The following is an 8,441-nucleotide window of genomic DNA, read 5'->3' on the forward strand; positions in this document are numbered from 1 at the left end:
GTTCTACCTGGGCCGACGACAACGAGGCGAGGCGCCGTCTGGCGCCGGCAGACCCTGGACGAACTTCCGGCGGCGACCACTAGAGGTGAGCTGTATCAGTGTGGCCCCGGGAGCACAACCAAAGACCGCCCGAACACAACAAACCAGACAGGCGGTTTTCGAAACACGGGTCAGCACGCGAGCCAGCTGACGATCTCTTTGGTGATGATGTCCGGTGCCTCCTCCGGGAGGAAGTGCCCCACCCCGTCCAGCAGCTTCCAGGTATAGGGACCGCTGACGTAACGCCCGGAGCCCTGCGCGGTCGAGGCCAGCATGCACCGGTCAAGACGGCCGTGCAGCTGCAACGTCGGCGCGGTCACCGGCTGCCGGCGCAGAGCCGCCGCGAACCGAGCACCGTCCGGCCGGAACAGCGATCGGAAAGCCCACCGGTGATACTCCAGGGAACTATGCGCAACCCCAGGGATCCGGATCGCCTCGCGATAGCGGTGTTCCACCTCAACAGCTGGATAACCAGGACCGCCCCACAACCGCAACAGCCGCCCTACATCTGCCGCGTCATCGGCGACCAGCTGCCGCTCCGGACGCCACGGCAGCTGGAAGGCGATCAGATGGCGGGCCGAGAGACCCTGCCCGCGCGGGCTCGCCACCATCTCGTGCCGGACCCGCAGGGGATGGGGCATTGCCAGCACGACAAGACCGCGTACCAGCCGCGGAAAAAGCGCCGCCGTCGCCCACCCCGCCACACCACCCCAGTCGTGCCCGACAATCACCGCGTCCCGCTCACCGAGCGCCCGGACCAGACCGGCAACATCATCGGACAGGGTGAACACGTCATACCCGCGTGGCGGCTTGTCGCTGGCGCCGTATCCACGCAGGTCCGCAGCCACCACCCGGTATCCGGCCGCGGCGATACCGGTCAGCTGGTGGCGCCAGGCCCACCAGAACTGTGGGAAACCATGTAGCAACAACACGAGCGGACCATCGCCAGACTCGACCACGTGCAGGCGAGTGCCATTGGCAGATATGTCACGATGCTGCCACGGACCGTCCACAAGGACGGTGCTGATCTCTGGAACAGTGGCCTCCATCGTGTCTCAGGATGACAGACCGGCGACCTGGTCGATCCGTGCCCGCCTGCCTGCCCGGCCCGCCCACAGCGCTCTGATCCACCCACCCCGGCGTTCCGCCGATGCGTCCCCCGAGCCCGCAACGGGCTATGGGTGCCCCGATGCTGCCTCGCTGGATCTCTGTGGATCTCCGTGGATCTCCGGCGGAGATCCACGGAGCCTCAGAACCTGTACAGAAAATCCAAACCAGGCTCTCAGAGCGTGTTTGAGATCGTCATTCCGGCTCGCCGCGACCAGACGCCCCCTGGCTGCGTTGTCGGCCACACCGATACAACTCATCCGGTATCGCTTCGGCCTGCCGCCTTGCCAGGGGGCGCCTGGACGCGGCTCACTGATCGAAAGCCCGATCTCACACACGCTCTCAGTGGCTGGAGACCGAGTTCCGCGCGCTGCCCGGCACGTGTCCGTTGGAGTGGTTTGCCGCACCACCCGCGACTGTCGTCGGATGCTTCAGCCACGCGATGTCCTCCTTGACCGTCCGCAAGGTGCGCTCGGGTGGCGAAACCTTCTTCAACCGCGTTGCCCCGAACAGAGCCAGCATCCCGGCGACGACCAGATAGAGCAGCGTGGTCAGGAAGTACGCCCAGAACCGCTCCACGCCGGCCCAGGTGAACAGCTCTCCGAACCCGATCGTGACCGCGATCAGAGCGCCGAGGCCGAGGCCCGCGGCAGCCACCAGGAACCCGACGCCAAGCGCGGCAGACATAGCCTGCTTCGAAAGCTCCGCTTTCGCGAGATCGATCTCCTGTCGGACGAGTAGTGACAGGTCTCGCGCCGCGACCGCGACAAGTTCACCGAGTGTCGCGTCTCGGCCGGCCGAGCGGTCCTGCGTTGGAGTCGACACCGTTGCTCCTCCTTCTGGTGGCCCGTGGGCCTCGGGCGCGCGAAACGATTCCTGATCGCGTACCGTTGGCCAGCGGGCACGGGTTGTCCCGCGCCGGAGTGGCTGCTGGTCGCGCGCACCGCGACACGAGGCAACGGCCGATACCGTCCAGGTCACCAGATGGTGCCCGATCGGCAACAGCCAACACATCCGCAACGCTCGTGCGTGGGTGTTCCGCGCGGGTGTTGCGACCGCCTCGGCGGCCTATGCCTCCCTCACATCCAGCTCCCCCACCTTCATACCGCTCTCGGGCCCCGGCCGGCGCGAAACAAACGATCATTTGACTGAGTACGGTGCGACAATCCTGTATCACCCGCCGCGGACGCCTCTTGCGCAGTCTGCCGTGTCCAGAGCCGGCCCGCCGGCCAGACGCGCTGTGATGCGCGCGCCTGGCCGCTCCGGGCAGTTTCGCCCAGGCCTTCGGACGCCACCGCAGGACAAACGGACCACGGCGGCGCTACGTTCGTCCAGTTGCGGAACGGCCGTCAGACGTTCCCGAGGTACTCGGGAACGCCGGAGCCGCCGCGTCGGCCACAGCAGATTCGATCATGACTCCTCCCGCGGCGGCGGAGATTCGCCGCGCCCGCGGGATGCCCAGCTGCCCATCTGTGGTGCGGGCGGGCTGTAGCGTACGGACAATGACCGCTGTAGTCGGGTCGGACCCCCTTGCCCGCCTCGCCACCCTGCCAGGTGTCACCGACGCGGTCGCCGCTGCCCGAACCTCTGTGGACACCTTGCTGCGGCATCGGGTCATGCGCCGCGACAGCGCCAGGGTGACCGCCGAGGCCTCCCTGCGCACCGCGCGCGCATCCGCGGCGCTGGACGGTCACGACATCGCGCTGGACGACCTCCGCGCACACCTCGGTCACGATCTTCGACCGGCGACAGCCGCCGGCGGCAGCGACTCTTTCAGGGCCGCGCTGGGCGCGGTCCGGCTCTACGCGGAGCTGGGGACGCTGCGTGATACCTGGGAGCACGCGCCCCGCCAGGCGCTCGCCCGCATGCATGTGCTTGTCGCGCGTGGGCTCATCGCGGACGCCGATCTCGGCCGCCCACGAGTAGCGACCTGGCCAGCCCCAGGAGCCGCGTCGGCAGCCATGAACGACCCGCTGGGGGGCCCGGGCGGCCCCGCCGGCCCGGTGGGCCCTCTCGGGCTCGGCCCAGCGCCCACGCCCGCCGAAGCCACCGCGCGCCTGGACGGGCTCACCGAGTTGTTGATGGCCCGGACCGCAGCTCCGGCGATCATCGTTGCGGCGGTCGTGGAAGGTGAGCTGCTGGCCATCCGCCCGTTCGGCGGCTTCGACGGGATCATCGCCCGGGCGGCTGGACGACTGGTACTGATCAGCCGCGGCCTCGATCCCAAAGCCGTGACCGCGACCGACGTCGGGCACATCGAAGCCGGGCGGATCGACGGTCACCGTACCTACGCCAACACCCACGCCAAGGCCTACGCCGATGCGGTGCACGCCTACCTGGGGGCGGATACCCACGGCGTCGGCGCATGGGTCATTCACTATGCCCGAGCCGTGGAGCTGGGTGCCCGCGAGTCCCTCGCCATCTGCGAAGCCATCGCCCGCGCCGACTGAGATAGCACCGACCAGGACAGCGCCGCGGTGGCCGGGCGGTTTGGCCACCGGTTGAGAGGGTACGCACAACGGGCCGAGCGAGCTTACCACGCCACTGTCCGGCAATCGTGGGATCCCTGGCGGCTGACCGCGAGATCCCACGGACGGCTCCCGCGACGCCCCCCAAACGGGAGCCGTCCCTCGGTCAGCCACGCCAGTCAGCCAGGCGGCGTTGGCCACGCCGCGTTGGCCACTTCCTCAAATCGGCTTAAACCTTCATTAGACCATATGTGGCGCCTGTGGAGGAGAAAGCATCCACAGGCGCCACATAGGTCATGGTGGGCGTCCGTCCCCATTCCTGACGACGGAAGGGCCTTGCCATGACATCCGCACCGCCCGATCTCACCCACGCGGCGCCCGGAGCTGACCCGAGCCTCCGGCCGCTTGCCATAACCGATGATCCACAACTGCTCGACGACATCATCCGGCTCGCCGCGGCCGCCGGCGTCACCGTGGACGCGGTCGTCGATGCCCATCTTGCCCGCAGATACTGGAACAACGCCCCGCTTGTCGTCGTCGGCAGCGACCGGGTGACGTCGTGCGTGGTCGCTGGGCTGCAACGGCGGCCAGGCGTGGTGCTGCTGAGCGCCGATCTCGACGACGGCGGCGTGTGGGAGGCAGCCGTGCGTCTCGGCGCCGAGCACGTGGCTTTTCTGCCGGACGCGGAGGAATGGCTTGTGGACGTTTTCGCGGCCGCCGCCGAACCGGACCAGCGCCGCGCCACCGTGGTAGGCGTGATCGGTGGACGGGGTGGCGCCGGGGCTACCAGCCTCGCGATCGCGCTGACTCTGGCCGCCCTGCGCCGAGATCTTCAAACGGTGCTGGTGGACGCCGACCCGCTCGGCGGTGGGATCGACCTTGCTCTGGGGATCGAGAACCGGCCAGGCGCGCGCTGGCCGGATCTCGCGGACGCCCGCGGGCGGGCGCCTCGCCGCATGCTGACCGATTCGCTGCCGTCCCTCGGGGAGCTCGCCGTACTGTCCTGGGACAGAATCAGCCCGAGCGCGATTCCACCGGTCCTGATGACCTCGATGTTGGCCAGCACCCGGCGCGGCAATGACGTGCTCGTTGTCGACCTTCCCCGGTCTCCTGACCAGGCCGCGGCTATTGCGATGCAGATGGCTACAATGATCATTGTAGTCGTGCCGGCTGAGGTCCGCGCGATCGCCGCTGCCGGCCGGATCTGCGGTACCGCAAACCGGCACTGCGCGGACGTCCGAATTGTCGTGCGCCTCCCCGGCCCGGCCCGGTTGGCTGCCGGCACCGTCGCGGACGCGCTCGCGCTGCCGGTCGCCGGGGTGCTTCGGCACGAATCGGGGCTCGCCACCGGGCTGGAACGGGGAGAACCACCGGGTAGCCGACGCCGAAGCCCACTTGCCCGGGTCAGCGGACGGATCCTCGATGAACTCGGCTTTGCCCGTACGGACGTGGCTGTATGAGCGGTTATCCGGACGGGGGTCCGGCCGCGGGGGCGACACCGCGCCATCCGTCTGGCGCCATCGCGGTCGAACGGACCGAGCGCGCTCACCCACAGCCCGCAGCGGGCGTACCAGCCACCGCGGCCACCGGCGGCGCAACCACGGGACCACGCCCCGATGAGGCGCTCCTGGCCGGGATCCGGCGCAGGCTCGTGGACGCGGACGCAACACTGACATCCTCGCGAATCGCCGTGGCGGTCCGGGCGGAGACCGGACCTGCCGGTAACGACTCCCTCGCGCTGCATCGGTCACTGCGGTCAGAACTGATGGGTGCGGGCCCGCTCGAGCCACTGCTCGCGGACCCGTCCATAACGGACGTTCTTGTCAACGGACCCGGCGAGGTCTGGGTGGACCGAGGCGCTGGTCTCCAGCGGTCCGCCATCACCTTCGCCGACGATGACGCGGTGCGCCGCCTCGCGGTCCGGTTGGCCGCGGCAACCGGGCGACGCCTTGACGCGGCGACGCCGTTCGCGGACGCGAGACTTGGTGACGGCACCCGTCTGCATGCGGTCCTCGCCCCGATCTCGGTAACAGGGACCTGCCTGTCGCTGCGAATCCCCCGGCGGCGGCCCTTCACACTAAATGATCTTGTGGAGGTCGGGACAATACAGCCCGCTATGGTGGAGGTGTTGGACGCGCTCGTCCGCACCCGTATGACAACCCTGATCACGGGCGGGACGGGGTCAGGAAAGACCACCGTGTTGGCCGCGCTCTTGGGCCGGGTCGGCCCGGACGAACGTGTCGTGATCGTGGAGGACACCGCCGAACTCGTCGTCGGTCTGGCGCACGTCGTACGGCTGGAATCCCGCCCGCCCAACATCGAGGGTGCCGGCGGAATCGACCTGCGCGATCTGGTTCGTCAAGCGCTACGGATGCGGCCTGACCGAATCGTCGTCGGCGAGGTTCGCGGGGCCGAAGTCGTGGATCTCCTCATTGCGCTTAACACCGGCCATGAGGGCAGCTTCAGCAGCGTACACGCCAATAGCGCAGTGGACCTCCCACCGCGCCTGGAGGCCCTCGCCGCGCTTGCCGGACTGGACCGCGCGGCCCTGCACAGCCAGCTTGCCTCGGCCGTACAGGCTGTCGTCCATATCAGCAGAGATCGCGACGGGACACGCAGGCTGACCGAAATCAGCGTGTTACACCGCGATCAGAGCGGGCCTGTCCGCGTACTGGCCGCCCTGCGCCTACGCCGCTGGCACGCAACGTCGATGGATCCCGAACCTGGGACGACGGCCAGCGTGGTCGTGGCCGAGGCAGGCGCACGTGTCCTTGACCAGCTGCTAGCCAAGCGCGGCGGCCCACGTCTTGGTGTGCTTCGCGGCGACCCCGGCAGCCCGCGATGCTGATGCTGGCGCTGGCCACCGCCTGCTCGGCCGCTGCCGCGGCACTCGCCTCAGGGCCGATCGGACGGCGTCCGCCACGGGTTCGGGCGGCGACGCCGGTGACCGAGCGGACCGGCGCAGCCGGCGAGCTGAGTGGTCCGCCGAAACCGCCGTCCGCCCGTTTCCGACCACCGCTGGCAATATGGTCAATATGGTTGATATGGGCATTTGTGGTAGCTGTCATTGGCGCATGTTTCGGGCTGGCAGCGGCCTGCATCACCATCATCGGTACCGTGACGGCCCACCGTGCCCGACAGCGCGCCGCGATACGGCGCTGGCGCAACGCCCAACGCGCGGACGCACAGGAGATCCTGTGGGCCCTCGCCACCGAGCTTGAGGCGGGCCGGAACCCGTCCGACGCGCTGCGTACAGCCGTCGAAGACCTCGGTCGCGACGATGCCGATGCCGGCCGGCCGCTCCTGCCCCGGTACCCGCGGGACACCCGCACCCGCGTAAGCGACTCACTGGCCCTGCGTACTGGCCTTGCGCACCGGGCAGACCCCGCGACCATGCTGGCACGCTGCGAAGCAGCGACGCTACGCCAGCTTGCGGCCGCATGGCGGGTGAGCCAGATCGCCGGTATCCCGTTGGCTCCGATGGCGAACAGACTGGCCACGGTTATCCGGGACGAGCGCGAGAAAGACGGCGAGGTGTCAGCGGCGCTCGCCGGGCCACGGGCATCAGGACGGCTCGTCGCATCGCTGCCTCTCGCCGGGATCGGCCTGGGCGTGCTCATCGGCGCCTCCCCTTTGGACGTTCTGCTCCACACCCCCGCCGGAACCGCCTGTCTCGCGATCGGTATCGCGCTCGACCTCGCCGGCCTGGCATGGATCAACCGACTCACCGAACAGGCTGGCGCACACGCGGGGAGCGACCAAAACCGTTACGGCGCCCGACCAATGACGGCGGAAGCGTCGTGAACCCACCTCCGCAGTGGGCCATGCTTGCCGCCGCGGCGGCAAGCATGGCGGCGGCGTCCTGGCTGACCGGGACGACGACGCTGGGTGAGCGCGTCCAGCGCCGGACGCGCTCACTTGCGCAGCCATCCCATGCCGGCACGGCACCGAACGGACAGCTGATCACTGAACACATGCCAGTGATCAGCTACTCAACATCCAACGATCATTGGATTGACAACCATTCATACAGCGAGCCACAACGAACGACGGGCCGGTCGCGGCTTCAACGGATCACGTTCGGGATAGCGGCTGCTCTCGGTCCTCTCGTCGTATTCAACGGCCCCGCGGGCGTACTGATCGGACTCGTCCTCGGGGTAGCTGCGGTCCGTCTACTGGCTGGCAGGCCGGACAACCACTCGCGGCGCCGCTACGAACGCCTTGCTGATGATCTTCCACTGGCCCTCGATCTCATTGCGGCGTGTCTAACGGCCGGTGCGCCCGTCGTGACAGCTCTGGAGACCGTTGCCGACGCGGTCACCGGGCCGCTCGGTGCGGAACTGAGCCTTGTCGGGCGTGCTTTGCGACTGGGCGCGCCCATCGACGAAGCCTGTCGCCGGCTACTCGAGCCCGGCCTCGGAGAACGACCCCCGATGGACTGGTGGGCCGCCATACGCGCGCCGGAAATCACCACGGCGGTACGCGAGATCGCGACCTTCGCACGGGCGCTGGCCCGAACCGAGGACTCGGGCGCCCGGCTGGCCGCCACTCTCGCACGGCTCGCGGACCAGACTCGGGCGCACCACCAGGAACATGCCCTGGCCGCCGCACGCCGGGCAGGAGTCACCGCGGTGGCGCCACTCGGGCTGTGCTTCCTGCCCGCGTTCCTTGCGTTGGGGGTCGTGCCGGTCATAGCGGGCGCGGGCAGGGGACTGGCGCCGCTGTAACTGTGCCTACTGGATCTGTGACTGTACCCACTGAAGCCACTGAAACTGAAGCCACTGAAGCTGTACCCGCCGAGTCCAGCCGTCCGGTCCAGTCCGGTCC

7 protein-coding genes are annotated in these 8,441 nt (G+C 68.9%); 5 read left to right on the top strand and 2 right to left on the bottom strand.

Annotated elements, in window-relative coordinates:
* Nucleotides 1-170: 170 nt before the first annotated feature.
* Together MJ785_RS07520 and MJ785_RS07525 are read right to left on the bottom strand one after the other, a co-directional pair.
* Nucleotides 171-1,088 carry an alpha/beta fold hydrolase gene (locus MJ785_RS07520; RefSeq protein WP_239309066.1) on the bottom strand — a complete coding sequence of 306 codons (918 nt, stop codon included), beginning with the start codon at nt 1,086-1,088 and terminating at the stop codon, nt 171-173.
* Nucleotides 1,089-1,488: 400 nt separating this feature from the next.
* Entirely contained in the window at nt 1,489-1,971 is a 483-nt protein-coding gene (locus MJ785_RS07525; RefSeq protein ID WP_239309064.1) for a phage holin family protein, read from the bottom strand.
* 677 nt (nt 1,972-2,648) lie between these two features.
* Between MJ785_RS07525 and MJ785_RS07530 the strand changes: the two genes are divergently transcribed.
* From MJ785_RS07530 to MJ785_RS07550, 5 genes are all read left to right on the top strand, one after another.
* On the top strand, nt 2,649-3,596 hold the full coding sequence (locus tag MJ785_RS07530) for a hypothetical protein (RefSeq protein ID WP_239309062.1): 948 nt from the start codon (nt 2,649-2,651) through the stop codon (nt 3,594-3,596).
* Between the two features lie 359 nt (nt 3,597-3,955).
* Complete coding sequence (gene ssd, locus MJ785_RS07535) at nt 3,956-5,074, top strand: septum site-determining protein Ssd (protein WP_239309060.1); 1,119 nt, start codon at nt 3,956-3,958, stop codon at nt 5,072-5,074.
* Nucleotides 5,071-6,462, top strand: a complete 1,392-nt coding sequence (locus MJ785_RS07540; RefSeq protein WP_239380256.1) for a TadA family conjugal transfer-associated ATPase — start codon at nt 5,071-5,073, stop codon at nt 6,460-6,462. Before ssd ends, MJ785_RS07540 begins: the two co-directional genes overlap by 4 nt.
* Nucleotides 6,463-6,668: 206 nt before the next feature.
* Nucleotides 6,669-7,418, top strand: coding sequence for a type II secretion system F family protein (locus MJ785_RS07545; protein WP_239309057.1), 750 nt, complete (start codon nt 6,669-6,671; stop codon nt 7,416-7,418).
* The gene (locus MJ785_RS07550; RefSeq protein ID WP_239309055.1) at nt 7,415-8,341 is read left to right on the top strand and encodes a type II secretion system F family protein; all 927 of its coding nucleotides are present in this window, start codon (nt 7,415-7,417) and stop codon (nt 8,339-8,341) included. Before MJ785_RS07545 ends, MJ785_RS07550 begins: the two co-directional genes overlap by 4 nt.
* The last annotated feature ends 100 nt before the right edge of the window (nt 8,342-8,441 follow it).

Source organism: Protofrankia sp. CiT1, assembly GCF_917627335.1.
In the GTDB taxonomy this organism is placed as follows: Bacteria; Actinomycetota; Actinomycetes; order Frankiales; family Frankiaceae; genus Protofrankia.